Source organism: Magnetospirillum sp. LM-5, assembly GCF_902729445.1.
In the GTDB taxonomy this organism is placed as follows: Bacteria; Pseudomonadota; Alphaproteobacteria; order Rhodospirillales; family Magnetospirillaceae; genus Magnetospirillum.
This window is the reverse complement of record NZ_CACVCE010000034.1, coordinates 89,805-108,103: the sequence shown is the minus strand read 5'-3', so window position 1 is coordinate 108,103 and position 18,299 is coordinate 89,805. Positions and strand designations below refer to the sequence as shown.

19 protein-coding genes are annotated in these 18,299 nt (G+C 64.8%); 10 read left to right on the top strand and 9 right to left on the bottom strand.

The window, feature by feature from the left end; translation table 11 throughout:
- The first annotated feature begins 1 nt into the window (after position 1).
- On the top strand, positions 2–781 hold the full coding sequence (locus MTBLM5_RS12420; RefSeq protein WP_254431028.1) for a methyltransferase domain-containing protein: 780 nt from the start codon (positions 2–4) through the stop codon (positions 779–781).
- Here the strand turns inward: MTBLM5_RS12420 and MTBLM5_RS12415 are convergent.
- The 4 genes from MTBLM5_RS12415 to MTBLM5_RS12400 form a co-directional block, all read right to left on the bottom strand.
- On the bottom strand, positions 759–1,718 hold the full coding sequence (locus tag MTBLM5_RS12415; protein WP_173976411.1) for a redoxin family protein: 960 nt from the start codon (positions 1,716–1,718) through the stop codon (positions 759–761). The two genes, MTBLM5_RS12420 and MTBLM5_RS12415, sit on opposite strands and share 23 nt — an antisense overlap.
- Positions 1,719–1,786: 68 nt before the next feature.
- On the bottom strand, positions 1,787–2,641 hold the full coding sequence (locus MTBLM5_RS12410; RefSeq protein WP_173976410.1) for a hypothetical protein: 855 nt from the start codon (positions 2,639–2,641) through the stop codon (positions 1,787–1,789).
- Between the two features lie 71 nt (positions 2,642–2,712).
- A complete protein-coding gene (locus tag MTBLM5_RS12405; RefSeq protein WP_173976409.1) occupies positions 2,713–3,885 on the bottom strand; it encodes an EAL domain-containing protein in 1,173 nt (390 codons plus the stop codon).
- 33 nt (positions 3,886–3,918) lie between these two features.
- Positions 3,919–4,326 carry a bacteriohemerythrin gene (locus MTBLM5_RS12400; RefSeq protein WP_173976408.1) on the bottom strand — a complete coding sequence of 136 codons (408 nt, stop codon included), beginning with the start codon at positions 4,324–4,326 and terminating at the stop codon, positions 3,919–3,921.
- Between the two features lie 247 nt (positions 4,327–4,573).
- Here MTBLM5_RS12400 and MTBLM5_RS12395 point away from each other — a divergent pair, with 247 nt between their 5' ends.
- On the top strand, positions 4,574–5,014 hold the full coding sequence (locus MTBLM5_RS12395) for a hydrogenase maturation protease (RefSeq protein WP_173976407.1): 441 nt from the start codon (positions 4,574–4,576) through the stop codon (positions 5,012–5,014).
- Here MTBLM5_RS12395 and ruvX read toward each other — a convergent pair.
- Together ruvX and MTBLM5_RS12385 are read right to left on the bottom strand one after the other, a co-directional pair.
- The gene (gene ruvX, locus MTBLM5_RS12390; RefSeq protein WP_068500873.1) at positions 5,004–5,465 is read right to left on the bottom strand and encodes a Holliday junction resolvase RuvX; all 462 of its coding nucleotides are present in this window, start codon (positions 5,463–5,465) and stop codon (positions 5,004–5,006) included. The two genes, MTBLM5_RS12395 and ruvX, sit on opposite strands and share 11 nt — an antisense overlap.
- Positions 5,466–5,685: 220 nt before the next feature.
- A complete protein-coding gene (locus MTBLM5_RS12385; protein ID WP_173976406.1) occupies positions 5,686–6,843 on the bottom strand; it encodes a GNAT family N-acetyltransferase in 1,158 nt (385 codons plus the stop codon).
- A 117-nt stretch (positions 6,844–6,960) separates the two neighbouring features.
- Between MTBLM5_RS12385 and MTBLM5_RS12380 the strand changes: the two genes are divergently transcribed.
- The 3 genes from MTBLM5_RS12380 to MTBLM5_RS19135 all read left to right on the top strand — a co-directional run bounded on the left by MTBLM5_RS12380 (position 6,961) and on the right by MTBLM5_RS19135 (position 11,106).
- Positions 6,961–8,574 (top strand): FAD-binding oxidoreductase, encoded by a 1,614-nt coding sequence (locus MTBLM5_RS12380; RefSeq protein ID WP_173976405.1) that lies wholly within the window; start codon positions 6,961–6,963, stop codon positions 8,572–8,574.
- A gap of 95 nt (positions 8,575–8,669) precedes the next feature.
- Entirely contained in the window at positions 8,670–9,194 is a 525-nt protein-coding gene (locus MTBLM5_RS12375) for a PAS domain-containing protein (protein ID WP_173976404.1), read from the top strand.
- On the top strand, positions 9,169–11,106 hold the full coding sequence (locus MTBLM5_RS19135) for a methyl-accepting chemotaxis protein (RefSeq protein WP_305792053.1): 1,938 nt from the start codon (positions 9,169–9,171) through the stop codon (positions 11,104–11,106). The genes MTBLM5_RS12375 and MTBLM5_RS19135 overlap by 26 nt, the downstream gene beginning before the upstream one ends.
- Here the strand turns inward: MTBLM5_RS19135 and amrB are convergent, their stop codons facing one another.
- Positions 11,107–12,480, bottom strand: coding sequence for an AmmeMemoRadiSam system protein B (gene amrB / locus MTBLM5_RS12365; protein WP_173976402.1), 1,374 nt, complete (start codon positions 12,478–12,480; stop codon positions 11,107–11,109). It abuts the gene before it with no gap.
- Positions 12,481–12,588: 108 nt separating this feature from the next.
- Between amrB and amrS the strand changes: the two genes are divergently transcribed.
- Entirely contained in the window at positions 12,589–13,677 is a 1,089-nt protein-coding gene (gene amrS, locus MTBLM5_RS12360) for an AmmeMemoRadiSam system radical SAM enzyme (RefSeq protein ID WP_173976401.1), read from the top strand.
- Positions 13,678–13,794: 117 nt separating this feature from the next.
- Positions 13,795–14,199, top strand: coding sequence for a response regulator (locus MTBLM5_RS12355; protein ID WP_173976400.1), 405 nt, complete (start codon positions 13,795–13,797; stop codon positions 14,197–14,199).
- A gap of 54 nt (positions 14,200–14,253) precedes the next feature.
- On the opposite strand, the gene irrA is transcribed toward MTBLM5_RS12355, so the two are convergent.
- Positions 14,254–14,655 (bottom strand): iron response transcriptional regulator IrrA, encoded by a 402-nt coding sequence (gene irrA / locus MTBLM5_RS12350; protein ID WP_217425023.1) that lies wholly within the window; start codon positions 14,653–14,655, stop codon positions 14,254–14,256.
- A 108-nt stretch (positions 14,656–14,763) separates the two neighbouring features.
- Complete coding sequence (locus MTBLM5_RS12345; RefSeq protein ID WP_173976398.1) at positions 14,764–15,288, bottom strand: hypothetical protein; 525 nt, start codon at positions 15,286–15,288, stop codon at positions 14,764–14,766.
- A 239-nt stretch (positions 15,289–15,527) separates the two neighbouring features.
- On the opposite strand from MTBLM5_RS12345, the gene MTBLM5_RS12340 reads away from it, so the two are divergent.
- From MTBLM5_RS12340 to MTBLM5_RS12330, 3 genes are all read left to right on the top strand, one after another.
- Positions 15,528–15,956, top strand: a complete 429-nt coding sequence (locus MTBLM5_RS12340) for a bacteriohemerythrin (protein ID WP_173976397.1) — start codon at positions 15,528–15,530, stop codon at positions 15,954–15,956.
- Positions 15,957–16,154: 198 nt separating this feature from the next.
- On the top strand, positions 16,155–16,604 hold the full coding sequence (locus MTBLM5_RS12335) for a cytochrome c (protein WP_173976396.1): 450 nt from the start codon (positions 16,155–16,157) through the stop codon (positions 16,602–16,604).
- A gap of 17 nt (positions 16,605–16,621) precedes the next feature.
- A complete protein-coding gene (locus MTBLM5_RS12330) occupies positions 16,622–17,965 on the top strand; it encodes a cbb3-type cytochrome c oxidase subunit I (RefSeq protein WP_173976395.1) in 1,344 nt (447 codons plus the stop codon).
- The last annotated feature ends 334 nt before the right edge of the window (positions 17,966–18,299 follow it).

Here is an 18,299-nt window from a genome sequence, read left to right as displayed (position 1 = left end):
CGTGACAGATCCTTCGGGCTATCCGGGCATGTGGAGCGACGTCGTCGATCTGCGCGACTTCTATGAATCCAGCCTGGGCCAGATGGCCTGCCGGCTGATTCGCGGTCATTTGCGCCAGATGTGGCCCGACGTCACCAGCCAGCGGGTGCTGGGGCTGGGCTTCGCCACCCCCTATCTGCGCTCGTTCCAGGTCGAGGCCGAGCGGGTGGCGGCGGTGATGCCGGCCAGCCAGGGCGTGCTGCCGTGGCCGGCGGACGGGCCGGGCAAGACCTTGCTGGCCGACGAGACCGAATTGCCGTTCCCGGATCGTTGCATGGACCGCATCTTGATGGTCCACGCCCTTGAGGCGACCGAGAACGTGCGCGGCCTGATGCGCGAGATCTGGCGGGTGATGGCCGATGGCGGCCGGCTGGTGATCGTCGTCCCCAACCGGCGCGGCATCTGGGCCCGGCTCGAGGTCACGCCGTTCGGCCAGGGCCGGCCCTTCACCACCGGCCAGTTGGCCCGGCTGCTGCGCGACAACATGTTCACCCCCATGGCCCATACCGGCGCGTTGATCCTGCCGCCGGTATCGTCACGGCTGCTGCTGCGTTTCGCCCCGGCCATCGAGCAACTGGGGCGGCGCTGGTTCGAGGGCTTTTCCGGCGTCAACATCATCGAGGCGACCAAACAGATCTATGCCGGCGGCCTGGTGCGCGAGGCGCGCGGCCGGCGGCGCGGCTATCTGCCGGTGGCGCAGGGATTCGGGCGGGTCGGGGTCAAGCGGCAGGATTGGCGGTAAGCCAGTCCAGCACCTGTTCGGCGTGGCTGTCGGGCGGGAACACCGGATAGAAGACGTGCTCGACGATGCCGTGGCTGATCACCAGGGTCAGGCGGCGCAGCATGGTCATCGGCCCGACATCGATGGTCGGCAGGCCCAGGGCCTTGGTGAAGGCGAACTGGGAATCGCTCAACAGCGGGAACTTCAACCCCAGGCGCAGCGCCAGTTCCTTCTGAAAGTCCGAGGTCTGGGCCGACAGGGCGTACAATTCCGCCCCGGCCTTGCGGATCGCCTCGTGCTTGTTGCGCAGGCCGACCAATTCCTCGGAACTGTCCTGGGCGTCGGGGATGGTCCGCCATTCCGGCGGCAGCTTCTGCGAGAAGCCGGCGGTGACCGAATAGCACGCCACCACCAGGCGGGTGTCGCGCGCCTGCGACAGATCCTTGTCGCCTCCGGTGGCGATGGGCAGGCGCAGCGACGGAACCGGCTTGCCGGCCAACCCGTCGGCCGCCCCGTCATCGGTCGAACCCGACAGGGCATCGGCCAGCACCTGGCTGGGATCGTCCAACTCACCGATCAGTTCGGTGGCCTCGCGCACCAGCGCTTCGTGGCGCCGCCCCCAGGAATCGACCGCCTTCATGTCTTCGCTCGACAGGTTCAGGGACTTGCCGAAGCGGACCATGGTCCGAACTTCCTCGGGGTGGAACTCGCGGTCGGAATAGGCGATGGCCGACAATTTCAGCATCGCCGCCATCTGGGCGCGGCGGTCGCCCAGGGTCGTAAGGTCGGGGCCGGCGACATAATGCTCGCGCCGGGGCGCCGGGATCGACAATTCGTGGCGCAATGCGTCCAGCAGGCTGGATTCTTCCTTGCGGACCACCCCGTCGGCGGCAACCATCCGGTAGGCCATCAACAGCAGGGTTTGCCGCTGGGGTGCGCTGAGAAAACGTAGAAACATCCGGGTCCCCTCCGGGTATCGCTCCGACCGGTGCGAGTATAGACCGGGCGAAGCCCCCGCGCGACGGGTTATCGCCGGCCGTTCCAGGGCGAAAGCGGCACCAGGTTCAGCCCCATCGGCACCTGCGCCTTGGCCAGGTCCAGGGTGTCGTCGGTGACCGGGATGCGGACGATTCCGGCGGTCAACGGCAGATCGACGGTTCTCTGGGTGGCGTTCTCCAGCCGGACCAGCGGGCGGATCAGCGGCACCGAACTGCGCAGCAGGCGGGCGCGCGTCGGGTCCTGGGCGGTCACCATCACCCGCTTGATCACCGATTGCGTCGTCGCATAGGTCAAGATCGCCACGGTATTGGCCGGCATGTCGTCTTCCATGCCCGACAACGCCACCAGGCGCTTGCGGTCGCCTTCCAGGGTGAAGTGGGCGACCGGCGAATCGGTGTCGTAAAGCCAGTTTCCGTCGCCCAGGGAATAGACCGAGCGCTTGGTCTGGCGTTCGATCACCAGGGTTGTGTCGTCCTCGATCGAGGCGGCACGGCCGGCGGCAACGATGGTGTAAAGGGGCGGCCGCTTGACGTCTTCGGGGGTTTCCAGCGGCCAGGCGTCCAGCCGGATCAAGCCCTCGGCGCGGCTGGTCGAGAAGACATCGACATTGATGACGTCCAGGCGCAGCAACAGACGGCGCGGCCTGGGCTCGCCCGGCATCGGCACCAGGGCGGTGTGGAAATTGACGTTGACCATCCGGCCCTGCATCTGCCCGTCGACACCGCGCAGGCCGAACAGCGATTCCCCGCCCAGGACGTTGAACATCTCGGTGCGCTTCGCCCACAGGCCAATGCCGACGCCGATGGCCAAGATCGGCGACGTCGTCAGCAACACGAACCCGGCGAAGAACAAGCCGGCGACGAAGGTCCAGGTAAGGCGCATGTCTGTACGTCTACTCCCCGGCGAACCTTACGCGGATCGCTCCATCGGGGCAACCCGCAAGGGCTTGAGGCCTACAAGGCGACCCCGCTCTTGTAGAACTGGTCGGCCAGGCGGCCCTGCACCAGCCTGATGCCCATCGGGCGGATCAGGGGAAAGGCTTTGGGATTGTCGCAATGGGACAAGATCGCCTTGGTGCCGGCTCCGAAGCCCTGCACCGCCTTGACGAAGCTGGACAGTTCGGCGGGCGTGGCCTCGAGCAGGTCATTGTTCCAGATGATCTTGACGTAATCGGGACGCAATTTTTCGAAGTTCAAAAGCTCGAAATCGCGCCACTCGACGCCGTCGATGCACAATCTGATCTTGGCCTCGCCGGTCACCTTGCGCACGGCGGGAATCAGCGCGCTATTCTGGATCAGGTCGGTCTTGTGGACCTCGATGACGAAACGCGACGCCAGCCCTTCCGGGGCGCGGACCAGGAACTCGGCGAAGTCCTTGGACAGGATGGTATTGATGCCCAAGTTGGCACTGAAGGATTTGTGGCTGTACTCCTGGACCTCGCGGACCATCGCCTTCAGGGCGGCGCGGTCCAATTCCTCGCGCAGCGCGTGGAACAGCCAGGGATTGCTGGTGATCTGGATGCCCGGCAGGAAATTGCGCTGGATCTTGTCGGCCGACAGGGTGAACTCGACGAACTCGACGCTGTGGCTGGAATCGCCGGCCAGATAGATCGATTGGCTTTCGATGCAGTTGCGCATGTCGGCATTGCGCAGCCGCTCGATCAGCACCGCCAGCAATTCCGGCTTCATCGGCTGTTGGCCGCCTTCATCGTCCTGGGCGCCGCCGCGCCCGGTGATGGCCTTGACGGCGGCGACGACACGGTCGAGTTCCTTGACGGCGTCGCAAATCTTGAAGAAGCCGAACTCGTTATAGGCGTTGCGCACCGACAGCACGGAATCGCCCATGAACAGCTTTTCGACCTTGTTGCAGATCAGCACCACCTCGGCCAGCGGCAGGTTGGCGTAGGTCACGAACAGGTCGCGGTTGCCGGCGGTGAACAGCTTGAAGTTCTGCGCCTTCTCGAACGACTTCTGGATGAAGCGGGTCGCACCGTCCATGCGCAGCTTCAAATCCTCGCCGGCCGGAGCCAAGGACACCGCGAAATGAATGATCCGCTTTCCCAGCGGATCGCGTTTGATGGCGTGCAATTCGTGCAGGAACGCGCGTTCCGCGTCTGTAGCCCGCATGATCGACCCTCCCCCTGTCCCTGTCCCTGAACCTTAGGCCTTGTTGTGCTTGGCGGCGATATAGCGGGAATATTCGTTATCGACCTCCAGGATGTGGCCCAGCAGCCAATCCAGGACGAAGCCGCGAATCTTCAATGCCGCGCGTTGTTTGTTTCCGTCCTCGGCCTGGGTGCGCAATTCCTCGACCTTGGCGACGAATTCGCGGTGCAAGGCGGCGTGGCCCTCCAGCCCGGGATAGCCGACCGCGTTCATCAGCGCTTCTTCGTGGGCGAAATGATACTCGATATAGGCACTCAACGCGCCCAGAACGTCTTGGACGCACTCGTCGGCCAAGTCGGCATTGATGTTAACGTCCAGTTGATTGAGCAGCGCAAACAAGATCAGATGCTGGGCATCCATGTCGTCGTGGCCAATCTTGTATCCGTTTTCCCACGCAAGCATGGAGGTCTCTCCTCATCTTTGGCCACGACAATGCTGATAAAAAAAGCCGTCACGCCTGATGTGGCGGACAGCTTGGAAAAAACATTAACTCTTTGCCCGACTGCGAATCAAGCTCATTCCTAGGGCTCCGGCGGCATGGCGGAAATCGACGAATGGGTTCGCGATCCGCCAGCAAATCCCTTATTGGTTGATAGCGTTGATTTTGTATGCAATACCGTCGGGGGGTGATCGAAATCGGGGTACGCGCGTGATTCATTTGATCTGTCTGGGAAACCCTTGTCACGGAGATGATGGCTTCGGGGGCGCGGTGTTTGCGCGTTTGAACCAGGTGGCCTGGCGGCCCGGTGTTCGGCTGTTCGACGCCGCCGCCGAAGGCGGGGCGGTGGCGTTGTTTCAGGGGTGTTCTCGGGCGGTGATGATCGACGTGTTGCCGCCGGGGGCGGGGCAGCCCGGCCAGGTTCTGCGGCTGAAGGATTACCCGGACGATCCGCAAGGGGCGGCGGCCGGCGGCGGTGCGGGCATCCTGGCGACGGTGCGTCGGACCATCGATCCGCTTCCCGAGATCGAGGTGATCGGCGCGGTGGCGGTGGCCTGCATGCCGTTCCGGCCCGGCCTGTCGCCGTTGGTGTCGGCGGCGGTGGGGACGGTGGCAGCCATGTTGCGGCGGGAATTCGCCGTTAACGGTTAAGGGAATCCAGCGCACCCTGCAGGATATAGGCGGCGGCCATCTTGTCGATCACTTCGGCGCGGCGGGCCCGCGAGGTGTCGGCTTCCAGCAAGGTTCGGGTGACGGCGGCGGTGGACAGGCGCTCGTCCCACAGCGCGACCGGGACGTCGCGCAGGCGCAAAAGGTTGCGCACGAAGGCGCGGGTGGATTGGCAGCGCGGCCCCTCGGTACCGTCCATCTCGACCGGCAGGCCCAGCACCAGGCCGCCGACGCCTTGCTTGTCCATCAGGGCGAACAGCGCTTCGACGTCCTTGGTGAATTTCTCGCGGCGGATGGTGTCGAAGGGCGAGGCGATGGTCAGGCGCACGTCGGACAGGGCCAGTCCGATGGTCTTGGTGCCAAGGTCCAGGCCCATCAGGCGGGCGTCGCGGCCCAGCAGGGGGCGGATTTCGGTGATCGGGCAAAGGGCCATGGCCCCATCATAGGACGGCGCCGGAAAAAGCGCGACCCTCCTTCGACCGGGCCGGGGGGAGATGACGGCGAATACCCCCGGTTGACCGGTCGAAGAAGGGTCGTTGCCACCGCGGATGCCTGGTCAGGCCCGCGGCGCGGTTCGTCGTTCCAGCGGTTCGAAACCGGGTGCCCTCGGGCAGACTCTGGAATTGGGCGTGCCCCGCCCATTTTGCAAGAGGTCAGGACCCGACCTGGCGGAACGGCCCGGCCGCTTCCTGCAAGGCGATGTCGGCGGCGACCAGCGGGGTCTCGTGGGCCAGGAAGCGGGCGACCGGCAGGGCCAGGCGCTGGTCGGCGATCCAGTGGGCCGAGCGGGTCGGAACCGGCAAATAGCCCCGGCCCAGTTTGTGCTCGCCCTGGGCGCCGGCTTCGACCCGGGCCAGGCCATGGGCCAGGGCGAAGTCGATGGCGCGATAGTAGCAGGCCTCGAAATGCAGGAAGGCGGTGTCGGTGTCGGCGCCCCAGGTGCGGCCATAAAGGGTGTCGCCGCCGATCATGTTGAAGGCGGCGGCAACCGGGCGGCCGTCCTGCTCGGCCCACACCAGCACCACCTGCGCGCCCAGGGCCGAGGCCGAGAGCGCCTCGAAGAAGGCGCGGGTCAGATAGGGTTGGCCCCATTTGCGCCGCGCCGTCGCGTGGACCAGGCGCAGGAAATGGTCCCAATGGAAGGGCAAGATGTCGGCCCCGACCAGGGTGCGGATGGTCAGGCCCGAGCGCGCCACCGCGTCGCGTTCCTTGCGGATCTGCTTGCGGCGCCGGGATGCCAGGTCGGCCAGGAAATCATCGAACCGGCCATAGCCGCGGTTGGTCCAGTGATATTGATAGCCCAGCCGGGTCATGAAGCCGGCCGCTTCCAGTTCGGCGATGTCGCCATCGTTGGCGAAGGTGACGTGGGCCGAGGACAGCTTGTTGTCGCTGGCCAATTGCACCATGGCGGCGGCCAGGGTCGCACGGCCCGAGCGGCCGGGGCGGACCATCAGGCGGGGGCCGGCGACCGGCGTGAAGGGCACCGCGCATTGCAGCTTGGGATAATATTGTCCCCCGGCCCGGCCATAGGCCTCGGCCCACGCCCAGTCGAAGACATATTCGCCATAGGAATGGCTTTTCAGGTAAAGGGGCGCGCAGGCGGCCAGCGTGCCGTCGCTGTCTTGGACCGTCAGGTGGCACGGACTCCAGCCGGTGTTGGCGGTGGCCGAGCCCGATTGCTCCAGGCAATCCAGAAAGGCATGGCTGACGAACGGGTTGGAACTGGCGGCGCAGGCGTCCCACGCGTCCTTGTCGATCCGGGCGATCGAATGGACGGCGCTGACGTTGACGGCCGTGTCGCCTTCGGGCATCGGGGCTCCGATCTTTTTGCTTCTCGCTTGATATGGCGGCGGATTTGATGGATTCCAAGCGCCGATATGATATAACCCGCGCCTTATTCCCGGACCCCGCGCCCCAATGACCGGATCATGACGACGGCCAGCCCGCCACCCATCGACTTTGCCGCCCTTGGCCGCGCCGAGCTGGCCGACGATGGCGGCCGCGCGCTGGACGCCTTGCTGCTGGTAAGCGCCGACATCGTCGATGCCACCCGTCAGGCGGTGGCGGCGGGCTTTGCGGTGATGCCGACCGGCGGGCTGACCAGCGCCATCGGTTCGTTCGATTACAAGAAGGAAAGCGTGGACGGGTTCGCCGGGATCGTGGCCATCCGGCCCAAGGGTGCCCTGACCCCGGACATCGTCGATGCCACCACCCCGATCGAGCAGTTGCGGACCCACGAGGTGGCGGTCGATCGCGAAAACGGGCTGGTGTCGGCCGGGGCCGGCCTGACCTTCACCCAGATCAACGCCGTGCTGGCCGAACAGGTCGGCCCCAACGCCCGGGTGTTGGTCGATCTGACCAGCATCGGCTCGGCCTTTGTCGGCGGCGTCGTCGCCACCGGCGCCATGGGGCCGCTGCGCATGCGGCCCAGCACGACCCTGGATGCGGTGGTCCTGGCCGATGGCGGCGAGGCCCGGGTGATGGCCGGCGACGATCTGGACCTGGTCGAAGGACTGCAGGGCTGGACCGGCATGGTCGCCGCCGCCCGCTTCCGTTTCTACGACGTGCCGCCCTCGGAATTCGGCCTGGTCCTGCCGGTGCAGGGCAGCGACATCGATGCCGTGGCCGGCCTGTTGGCCTATCTCGAACCCTGGACCCAGGTGCACCTGCCGGGTGCCGGCGGCCGCCTTGGCAACGGCGACACCGTGTTGAACGGCGTCGAGCTGGTCAGCCGCGACTCGCTGGAAGTCTTCGTCGAGCATGCCCAGGACCCGGCCCGCTCGAAGGCCCAGGGTCTGCTGCAATCGTGCGAGTATGCCGGCGCCGACTGGCTGGCCTGCATCACCGGCTGGTCCGAGAATTCGGTCGATGATGTCCTGTTCAGCCTGCTCGACCCCGAGACCGAGACTATCGGCGGCGTGATGATCGAATATGGCGTCGGCTTCTCGTCGGGCGCCGAGATGGATACCTTCCGGGCCATCCGCGAAGGCGCCCCCGACCTGGCCCGCACCCGGGCCCGTGTCCGGCCGGAAGGGCGGATGAAGCCGTGGACCACCTCGACCGACGTCAACGTCTCGGTGCCGGCCGATGCCGGCGCCATCGCCGAAATCATGGCCGCCTATGCCGATTATCGCCAGGCGGTGCGCACCTTGGCCCGCGAATTGGCCGGCAGCGGCGTCGATATCGAATTGTCGGCCTACGGTCATTTGTCGCCGCATGGCATCGACCCGCATCACCGCGTCACCATCTTCGCCGATCAAGGCCAGGAAACCGCCCTGGCCGCCGCCCGTCAGGCGGTGCTGGCCGACAAGCGCACGCTGATTCGCGACCTGCTGCACGCCGCCGAGCGCGGCGGCGGTCGTGTCACTGGCGGCGAGAAGGGGGCGCCGTCGCTGGTCGAAATCGCCCGTGCCGCCGGCGGCGAAGGTCGCATGCCCGAAGATTTGCGGCGCCGCATGGGGCGTGCCCGTGCGGCGGTTTCTTCCGCGCCGCCGAACTTCAACTTCCGAGCGCCTGACGAGTTAAAGTGCGCACAGCCATAAGACATATGGCTTACTAATATTGAATCTTCCGTTGCTAGGTTGAAAACTGTATGGTTCCGCCGAGGGCGCTTGCCGCCCAAGCGGAGGGCCAATATTTGAATCGCGCAGATTTGTTCGTGACGGGAGTGGAGCGGCACCTGGAGCCGGATGCCATCATCGTCAGCAAGACCGATCCGCAAGGGCGGATTATCTATGCCAATCAAACATTCCTGGAAATTGCCGGGTATACCGAGGCCGAGGTGCTGGGCAAGCCGCACAATCTGGTCCGCCACCCCGACATGCCGCGGTGCGTGTTCAAGTTACTGTGGGACACCATTAACGCTGGCAATGAAATCTTTGCCTACGTGGTGAATCGGTCCAAGAACGGCGATCATTATTGGGTGTTCGCGCACGTCACGCCGACCTTCGACGCTTCCGGCGCCATCAAGGGCTACCATTCCAGCCGCAGGGCGCCCACGCCGGCCGCCATCGCCGCCATCAAGCCGGTCTATGCCGAGTTGCTGGCCGAAGAGGCCAAGCATGCCAATCCCAAGGAGGCCGCGGCGGCCGGGGTCGATCTGCTGGTTCGTAAATTCATTGGGGTTGGGGGCAGTTATGAAGACTTGGTCTTCTCTCTTTAAGTCGTTCGGCGCCGCCCTGGTGACGGCGATCCTGGCCTTGGTGCTGGCGGTGACGGCGATCGCGTCGGGCAACGCCCTGCAGATCGGCCTGGCCGCCGCCATCCTGGCCCTGGCCTGCCTGTCGGCGCTGTGGAACCGCATGGGCACCGCCGCGGTGACCCGCGTCGTCAACGCGCTGGAAGGCATGGCCGGCGGTCGTTTGGACGACCGTCTGATCCGCGTCGGCGACGGCGGCGAGGTCTATCGCCTGATGGAAGCCTTCAACGCCTCGGCCGACAAGGTCGAAGCCTTCACCCGCGAGGTCCGGGGCGCGCTGGAAGCCGCCTCGCACGGGCGCTTCAAGCGCACCATCCGCCCCGAAGGCATGAGCGGCGATTATATGGGCTATGTCCAGGCCATCAACGTCGCCTGCGCCCGCATGGAAGAAGGCGAAAAAAGCGTCGGCGCCATGATCGAGCGCATCGACAAGCAGGTCGCCGACACCATCGAAAGCGTGTCGGGCCTGACCGCCGACCTGGTCGACAGCGCCCAGACCATGTCGGGGGTGACCAGTTCGGTCAAGCACGACACCCATGCCGCCTCGGATGCCGCCGGCGACGCCTTCGCCTCGGCGCAAGCGGTGGCCGCCGCCGCCGAGGAATTGCATGCCTCGATCGCGGAAATCGCCTCGCAGGTCGGGCGTTCGACCGGCGCCGCCCAGGATGCGGTGACCCGTATGGGCGACGCCCGCCACGTGGTCGACCGACTGGGCGTCGCCGCCAACGAAATCGGCCAGGTGGTGGAACTGATCGGCACCATCGCCGCCCAGACCAATCTGCTGGCCTTGAACGCCACCATCGAGGCGGCGCGAGCGGGCGAAGCCGGCAAGGGCTTCGCGGTCGTTGCCAACGAGGTCAAGCATCTGGCCAACCAGACCGCCAAGGCCACCGACGAGATCACCAGCCGGGTTGCGACCATCCAGCGGGTGTCGCGTGACACCGTCGGCATGATCGACGACGTCTCGACCGCCATTCAGGGCATGGAACAGGTGGCGGCCGGCATCTCGGCCGCAGTCGAGGAGCAGACCGCCGCCACCAGCGAGATCGCCCGCAACGTGTCCTTGACCGCCGAACAGGCCGAAGCGGTCAAAAGCCGGATGTATTCGGTCGAGGAAAGCGTCAAGAACGCCGACGGCGCCTCGCACGCGGTCAGCGAAAGCGCCGTGCGCATGGACGAATCGCTGGTCAGCATGCGCAAGCTTCTGATCAAGGCGGTGCGCACCTCGTCGGACTTCGCCAACCGCCGCAAGGGCCGCCGCCGCGCCACCATGCTGGAGGCCGAACTGTCCAGGGACGGCCGGTCGGCCAAGGTGATCATCCACGATCTGTCGGAAGACGGGGCGATGACCACCGCGGTCCAAGGCGAGCAATGCACCCGCGGCTCGCGCGTGACCATGACCATCGCCTCCGAGAACATCACGCTGGAAGCCGAGATCTCGGCCTGCACCGAGGGCTTCCTGCACATGCATTTCGTCGCCGGCAAGCTGGAGAGCGCTCGGGTCGATTCCTTGTCGAAATCGTCGATCTCGAAGCTGATGGACCTGACCAAGGACGATCACCGCGCCTTCGTCGGACGGGTGGCCGAGGCGGTGGCCGGGAAACTCAGGCTGCTGCCGGCGGACCTGTCGACGCACCACACCTGCCGGTTGGGCAAGTGGTACGACAATGTCACCGACGACCGCATGATGTCGCTGCCGGCATTCCGCGAATTGCTGGACCATCACCGTCCGGTCCACACCAAGGGCCGCGATGTGCTGGTGGCGCTCAATTCCGGCGACCAGCCCCAGGCCTTGGCCGGGATGGATGAACTGGAGGAGCTGTCCAAGCGGGTGATCGCCACCTTGGACCAGTTGGGCCGGCAGTTCGCCGCCTGATTACTTGATTTCCACCGCCTGGAAGCGGCTGGCCTTGAAGCTCGTGGACCAATGGTTCACGGGCATGCCGGCCTTTTGCTTGAGGTGGGCCAGGAACTGCCCCTTGTCGGGCAGTTGTTCCCACACCGACGGCAGGAACAGGGCGCGATGACCGCCATCCTCGATGATCAGCCCGTCGATGCGCGGGCGAAGCTGCGCCAGAAGATCGGCCTGATCGACGAACGTCATCGGCTCGGGCGGGGTCAGCACCGACACCGACAGGTCCAGGCCTTGCACCTCGTCGGCCTTCAGCGGGGGAAAGCGCGGGTCCTTGAAGGCCGCCTTGAAGGCGTTGTCGGTGACGTCGTCCAACAGCGGCCGCCAGGCAATGGCCGAGCCGATGCAGCCGCGCAACTGACCGGCCCGCTTCAGGGTGACGAACACCGCGCCGGGCTGGCCCATCGCCGCCGGCATGTCGGAGGTCATCACCTCGCGCGCAGGGTGGCCGGTTTGCAGCCCGACCCGGATCGAGGCCCAGGCCAGCTGTTTCAGCAACTCGCCCATGGCGCGGATTGGGTCCTCGGCCGATGGTTCGGCCGGGTACAGCGCCCAGGCGCCATAGCCGACCACCCGGTCCTTCGGGCCGGCGGTGTCGCCGGAATTGCGCACGTCCAGGGTGACGATCTCCAGGCCGCGGCGCTGGGCCGCCAGCAACAGGCCGCCGACGGGAATGCGGCCGCAGGCCTGGTCGCGGCCCAGGCCGTTGGGGTCCAGCCGCTCGATGGCGGCGACCGAGGCGGAATCGAGCTTCTGGCAGGACGGATAATCCAGGTAATGCGACAGGTCGGTCGAGATGACGATCAAGGTTTCCGGCCCGCCCCAGGCGGCGTCCAGCAGGGCGGCCACTTCTTCCGGTCGGGCGTCGCCGATCACCACCGGGACCAGGGTGAAGCGGGTCAGGCAGCGCTGCAGGAAGGGGACATGGACTTCCAGCGAATGTTCCTGCGCATGGGCGGCGTCCAGGCTGCCCAGCATGGGGACGCCCTGCAGGCCTGCGATGAAGGCGCGGTCGATGGGCACGGGACCCAGGGGTGAGGCCCAGGCTTCGGCCCCGCTGACCGCCATGCCGCGAAAGGCCACGCGGTGTGACGGCCCCAACAGGACGACGCGGGTGATGGTGTCACGGCCGCGTTCCAGCAGGGCATAGGCGCTGGCGGCCACCGGCCCGGAATAGACATAGCCGGCATGGGGGGCGATCAGCGCCTTGGGCACCTGTGCGCGGGCGGGCGTGCGCGCGCCGGCCTGGCCCAGATAGGAATCGACCTGCTGGGCCAATTGGGCGGCGTCGGCCGGATAGAACTGACCGGCGACGGCAGTGGGGCGAATGGCAGTCATAGTCGGCATTTTACGCTATAATCGGGTCTTATACCCAATCCGAATGATCAATTCGGATATCGTGTCTTGCGCCCATTGCAGGCGCGGCCAAGCAAAGGGTGGTCGTCCATGACCGATGTCCAAGGATCGCACTTCCCCGCCCGCCACTGGCACGTCCTGGAAGACGGCCGCATCCAGTGCGATGTCTGCCCGCGCTTTTGCAAGCTGAACGACGGCCAGCGTGGCCTGTGCTTCGTGCGCGCCCGCATGGGCCAAGCCATGGTGCTGACCACCTATGGCCGCTCGTCGGGATTTTGCGTCGACCCGATCGAGAAGAAGCCGCTGAACCATTTCCTGCCCGGCACCGGGGTCTTGTCGTTCGGCACCGCCGGCTGCAATCTGACCTGCAAGTTCTGTCAGAACTGGGACATCTCGAAGGCGCGCGAGATCGACCGCCTGAACCAATTGGTCGGCCCCGAAGACATCGCCCGGGCGGCGCTGCAGACCGGGGCGCGCGCGGTGGCTTTCACCTACAACGACCCGGTGATCTTCCTGGAATACGCCATCGACACCGCCAAGGCCTGCCGGGCGGCGGGGATCAAGACTGTGGCGGTGTCGGCCGGCTATATCGCGCCCGAGGCCCGGGCCGAGTTCTATGCCCACATGGATGCCGCCAATATCGACCTCAAGGCCTTCACCGAGGAGTTCTATCACACGCTGTGCGGCGGCCATCTTGGCGCCGTGCTGGAGACCTTGAAGTACCTGAAGCATGAAACCGACGTGTGGTTCGAGATCACCACCTTGCTGATTCCCGGCCAGAATGACGGCGATGACGAACTGGCGGCGCTGGCGGCCTGGGTGGCGACCGAGCTGGGGCCCGACGTGCCCTTGCATTTCTCGGCCTTCCATCCCGATTACAAGATGACCGACCTGCCCAACACGCCGCTGTCCACCCTGGCCCGCGCGCGAGACATCGCCCGACGGGCTGGATTGCACTACGTCTATACCGGAAACGTCCATGACGAGGCCGGCGGCAGCACCTATTGCCCCGGCTGCGGCGCCAAGCTGATCGGCCGCGACTGGCACCAGATCACCCGCTGGCACCTGCGGCCCGACGGCACCTGCCCGGATTGTGGAACCCGGATCGCCGGCCATTTCGAGGCCGGCCCCGGCACCTGGGGCAGAAAGCGCGTGCCGGTGCGATTCGGGCGTGGTTAGCGGCGCCTGTCTTGACCAGCGACAAGAGGCGCACCAAACTAATGCTCTATGCTATTGAGCATTGACGGGCGACGGGGCGCCCATGACCGAACGCCTGGACGGAGTAAGGCTAAGATCATGAGCGAGAACGAATTGTTGGAGTGGGTGGCCGATAAATCCATCATCGTCGTCGAGGACGAAAGTTCGTCGCGGATGGTGCTGGCGGGGCTGCTGCGCAGTATCGGCGCGACCAAGGTGCGCGTCGCCACCAATGGCGAGGACGCCTTGCGTCAAATCGAGACCAAGGGCGTGCCCGACATCATCTTCTGCGATTGGATGATGCCGGAAATGGACGGGCTGACCCTGCTGTCGGTGGTCAAGCCACTGCATCCCGGCGTTCGCTTCGTCATGGTGACCTCGAAGAAGGAGCCGGACGACGTCCGCACCGCCGCCGCCCTGAAGGTCGATGGCTATGTCGTCAAGCCCTATGCGCGGGCCACGTTGATGGACAGCCTGGCGCGGCTGCGGGCCAAGGAAGCCTGACGACGAAAAAGGCCCCGGACGCTGATCCGGGGCCTTTGGGTCGCGATGAATGGCTCAGGACGCCTTGCGGACGCGGATGATCACATCGACGCCCACCATTTCCATGCCCGGCGGCGCGGTCGGCAGGTCAAGGACCCGCGGCTGCGTGCCGGGGATGTCCTCGATGCGGCCGGTGGCCTCGTGGTAATAATGGTGGTGTTCCGAGACGTTGGTGCAAAACCAGCTGCGCTCGCCCACCGGCACCCGCTTGACCAGGCCGGCGGCGGCGAATTCGTGCAAGGTGTTGTAGACGGTCGCCAGTGACAGGCGAATCCCGGCCGACTTCGCCTCTTGGTGCAGGCTGTCGGGCGTCAGATGGCGGCGGCCGCCATCATGGATGATTCGGGCGATGGTCAGGCGCTGACGTGTGGGGCGAATACCCACGGCCCTCAGGGCTGACTCGTCGATTGCAGGCACGACATCCTCCCCACTTACCAAAAATTACGGATTGCATATTAGGGGCGATACAAAAAATGAGCAACCAAATGATGAATTGAATCATCCCCCGATTCCGGCCTGTATCGTTCAGGTGCCGTCGGCGATGAATCCGGCCAGTTTTCGCAGCATGGACAGGTCGCGGTGCAGGTGCTCGAGGTCGTGATTGCGCCAGATTCGGCCGAAGCAGCCCAACGCCTGGCAGTCGCCGCAGGCCAGGTCGCGGCCCTTCAATTCGGCCTCGAGGCTACTGATCATGGTTTCCAGATGGCGGCGTCGTTCGGCGACGTCGACCAGATCCAGGAACGCCAGCTTCAGTCTCAGGCCGGTCTGGCCCAACGCCGCGCCGGGCTGGTCGAGCGGCAAGGACAGCATCAGGGACAAGGTCTCTCGGCCCGCTTCGGTGATGGCGAAGACCGGGTCGGGACTGGTCGGCTCGGCCGACAGATGGCCGCCGCGGACCATTTCATCCAGGCAGTCGCACACCAATTGGCCCGACGGACTCCACTGGCCGGCCGAGATGGTGTCGATGGCCTGGCAGATCGTCTCGGTGTCGATGGCGCGCCGCGCCGCGCAGCCCAACGCCGCCAGCCAGATGAAATCGCCGGCTCCCATCGGTCGGGTCCACGGAATGCTTGCCAGGGAGGTTCGATCGAGATGGCTCATGGAAACACCGCATGCAAGTGATAATCATTCGCATGTTTAGCCGATGGGTCGATGGGCTGTCAACCGCCCGCGCGGTGCTGCGATGCACAATTTTTCGCTGTGGATTTTCCGTTGCGGCGGCGCTTGCCGTTGCCGTATCGTCATAAAAACAATGGGCCAACCGGCCCAGAAAATCGGGGAGCATGTCCATGCCCATTCCAGGCCACAAGAGCCTGACGGTTGGTGTTCGCGAAATCGACGCCGGCACCGAGGGCCTGTGCTACCTGATGAACCGCCTGTTCGAGCCGATGGTCGAATGCCGGCGGGCCGGTGGCGTATGCGACCGCACCCAATGCACGCGGATTTCCGCCTTGTTGCGCTATGTCGACCGCAACTTCCTGGCCCAGGAAGCGCTGATGGAGCAGGCCGACTACCCGTACGAAGACCATCACCGGCGCGAGCATTGGCGCCTGGTCCACCAATTGCGCCGCATGCGCGAGGGCAATGTCTGCGCCGACCGTGACCGCACGGTGGTCAGCGAGGTCGTCGGCCGCTGGATGATGGAACATGTCGGCGAATGCGATCGCCGCCTGGGCAATTGGGCGGTGACGCGCCGCGTGCTGGACCCGTCCAGCTGATTTTGCCGTTCCGGGCAAAAGACCGCCTAAATTCCTTAGTCTTGACCAATGTTAAAGCTGGCTCCTTGCCAGCCCGGATAGCTTCGTCCTCGTGGTGGGGCATGTCCTCACTCCAGGCTTGAAATGTAAAGGGTGCGACCACCGTCGGGGGGAACCGCGGTGGATGGAGTTCAAACCCTCATCGTTCGAGGAGCGACCATGTCCGAGACACTGACGAAAGCCGCTGCCCGTAATATTTTTTACGGCGGTACGGCGTTTTTCTTCGTGGTGTTTGTCGCCTTGACCGCGCATAGCGTGACCAGGGCCAACGCCATTGCAGCAGCCAACCCCGTCACCCCTTCGGTGGCGGCCGGCAAGCATGTTTGGGAAAAACATTCTTGCATCAATTGCCACACCCTGATCGGTGAAGGCGCCTACTACGCGCCGGAACTGGCCAATGTGTGGGTGCGCTTCGGCGGCAAGGAAGACGCCAACGGCGCCCGCGAGGCGCTGAAGGCGTGGATGAAGGGCCAGCCCTCGGGCATCGAAGGCCGCCGCCAGATGCCCCAGTTCAATCTCTCCGAGAAGGAACTGGATGACCTCGCTGACTTCTTCAAGTGGACCAGCGAGATCAACACCCAGAATTGGCCGCCGAAGGTCAGCGGTTAAGGCGCGAGGTAAAGACTATGAAATACCAATCGCAAAAGGTGGCGCTGTATTACTTCGCAGGTGCGATGGCTCTGTTCGTCGCGCAGGTGTTGTTCGGCACCCTTCTGGGCACCGTGGTCGTCAAGCCGAATTTCCTGGCTGACCTGGTTCCCTTCAACATCCTGCGCATGATTCACACCAATGCGCTGATCGTCTGGCTGCTGATGGGCTTCTTCGGCTGCGCCTACTACCTGATCCCGGAAGAATCCGAGACCGAACTGCACAGCCCCGGCCTGGCCGTGTTGCAGTTCTGGCTGTTCCTGATCGGCGCCGCCGCCGCGGTGGTCGGCTACCTGTTCAAGATCCACGAAGGCCGCGAGTTCCTGGAACAGCCGCTGTGGATCAAGCTGGCCATCGTCGTGGTCGCCCTGATGTTCCTCTACAACGTCACCATGACGGTGCTGAAGGGTCGCAAGACCGCCATCACCAACGTCTTGCTGATGGGCCTGTGGGGCATCGCGGTGTTCTTCCTGTTCTCGCTGTACAACCCGAACAATCTGGTCCTGGACAAGATGTTCTGGTGGTGGGTCGTCCATCTGTGGGTGGAAGGCGTGTGGGAACTGGTCATGGCTTCGGTGCTGGCCTTCCTGATGATCAAGCTGACCGGCGTCGATCGCGAGATCGTCGAGAAGTGGCTGTACATCATCATCTCGATGACCCTGTTCACCGGCATCCTGGGCACCGGCCACCACTACTACTGGATCGGCACGCCGACCTATTGGCAGTGGATCGGCTCGATCTTCTCGACCCTGGAAGTCCTGCCGTTCTTCGCCATGGTGGTGTTCACCTTCTACATGGTGTGGAAGGGCGGCCGTCAGCACCCGAACAAGGCGGCGCTGCTGTGGTGCCTGGGCTGCTCGACCTTCGCCTTCTTCGGCGCCGGCGTGTGGGGCTTCCTGCACACCCTGGCCCCGATCAACTACTACACCCACGGTACCCAGGTGACCGCGGCTCACGGCCACCTCGCCTTCTACGGCGCCTATGTCATGCTGAACGTCGCGATGTTCACCTATGCCATGCCGCTGCTTCTGAAGCGCGAGCCCTATAACCAGCTGCTCAACATGTGGGGCTTCTGGATCACCACTTCGGCGGTGACCTTCATGACCTTCGCGTTGACCTTCGCCGGCGTGGTGCAGACCCATCTGCAGCGCGTGCTGGGCATGAACTTCATGGAAGTTCAGGAACAGCTGGCTCTGTTCTACTGGTTCCGTCTGGGCGCCGGTCTGTTCACCCTGGTTGGCGTGATCCTGATCGTCTACTCCCTGGTGGTTCCGGGCAAGGCCGCGCAGGCCGCCAAGACGGGTTATCAGCCCGCCGAGTAAGGTGTGATCAAAGGGGGGCGGGCCGCTTTAAAACCAAGCGGGCCGCCCCTTTTTTATGGACAGCAAACCGTCTCCCGCGAAAAAGTCCCCAGGCTTCGGCTCGGTGTACTTTTCCCCGATTCTGTTTGGAAACCCCGTGCTCAAGCAAGCTTTCCGCGCGGGATTGGCTTGTTCTCCCGCCATGAGGCGAGCACGGCTCGCCTCATGGCGGCTGTCAAACGCGAAAAATAGGCGCAGGGCCGCCCCAAGCCTATTTTTCTCCTTTTGAATCAACGTGCAAAAGTACACTGAGCGAAGCGAAGGACTTTTACACGACACTTAAACCGGAGTGATA

Bases quoted from the DNA above. Each gene is read 5' to 3' on its own strand.
- MTBLM5_RS12405 (WP_173976409.1), bottom strand. From the start codon at position 3,885: ATGCGGGCTACAGACGCGGAACGCGCGTTCCTGCACGAATTGCACGCC.
- MTBLM5_RS12335 (WP_173976396.1), top strand. From the start codon at position 16,155: ATGTCCGAGACACTGACGAAAGCCGCTGCCCGTAATATTTTTTACGGC.
- amrS (WP_173976401.1), top strand. From the start codon at position 12,589: ATGACCGATGTCCAAGGATCGCACTTCCCCGCCCGCCACTGGCACGTC.
- ruvX (WP_068500873.1), bottom strand. From the start codon at position 5,465: ATGGCCCTTTGCCCGATCACCGAAATCCGCCCCCTGCTGGGCCGCGAC.
- MTBLM5_RS12330 (WP_173976395.1), top strand. From the start codon at position 16,622: ATGAAATACCAATCGCAAAAGGTGGCGCTGTATTACTTCGCAGGTGCG.
- MTBLM5_RS12345 (WP_173976398.1), bottom strand. From the start codon at position 15,288: ATGGGAGCCGGCGATTTCATCTGGCTGGCGGCGTTGGGCTGCGCGGCG.
- MTBLM5_RS12355 (WP_173976400.1), top strand. From the start codon at position 13,795: ATGAGCGAGAACGAATTGTTGGAGTGGGTGGCCGATAAATCCATCATC.
- amrB (WP_173976402.1), bottom strand. From the start codon at position 12,480: ATGACTGCCATTCGCCCCACTGCCGTCGCCGGTCAGTTCTATCCGGCC.
- MTBLM5_RS12385 (WP_173976406.1), bottom strand. From the start codon at position 6,843: ATGCCCGAAGGCGACACGGCCGTCAACGTCAGCGCCGTCCATTCGATC.
- MTBLM5_RS12410 (WP_173976410.1), bottom strand. From the start codon at position 2,641: ATGCGCCTTACCTGGACCTTCGTCGCCGGCTTGTTCTTCGCCGGGTTC.
- MTBLM5_RS12380 (WP_173976405.1), top strand. From the start codon at position 6,961: ATGACGACGGCCAGCCCGCCACCCATCGACTTTGCCGCCCTTGGCCGC.
- MTBLM5_RS12340 (WP_173976397.1), top strand. From the start codon at position 15,528: ATGCCCATTCCAGGCCACAAGAGCCTGACGGTTGGTGTTCGCGAAATC.
- MTBLM5_RS12415 (WP_173976411.1), bottom strand. From the start codon at position 1,718: ATGTTTCTACGTTTTCTCAGCGCACCCCAGCGGCAAACCCTGCTGTTG.
- MTBLM5_RS12400 (WP_173976408.1), bottom strand. From the start codon at position 4,326: ATGCTTGCGTGGGAAAACGGATACAAGATTGGCCACGACGACATGGAT.
- MTBLM5_RS19135 (WP_305792053.1), top strand. From the start codon at position 9,169: ATGAAGACTTGGTCTTCTCTCTTTAAGTCGTTCGGCGCCGCCCTGGTG.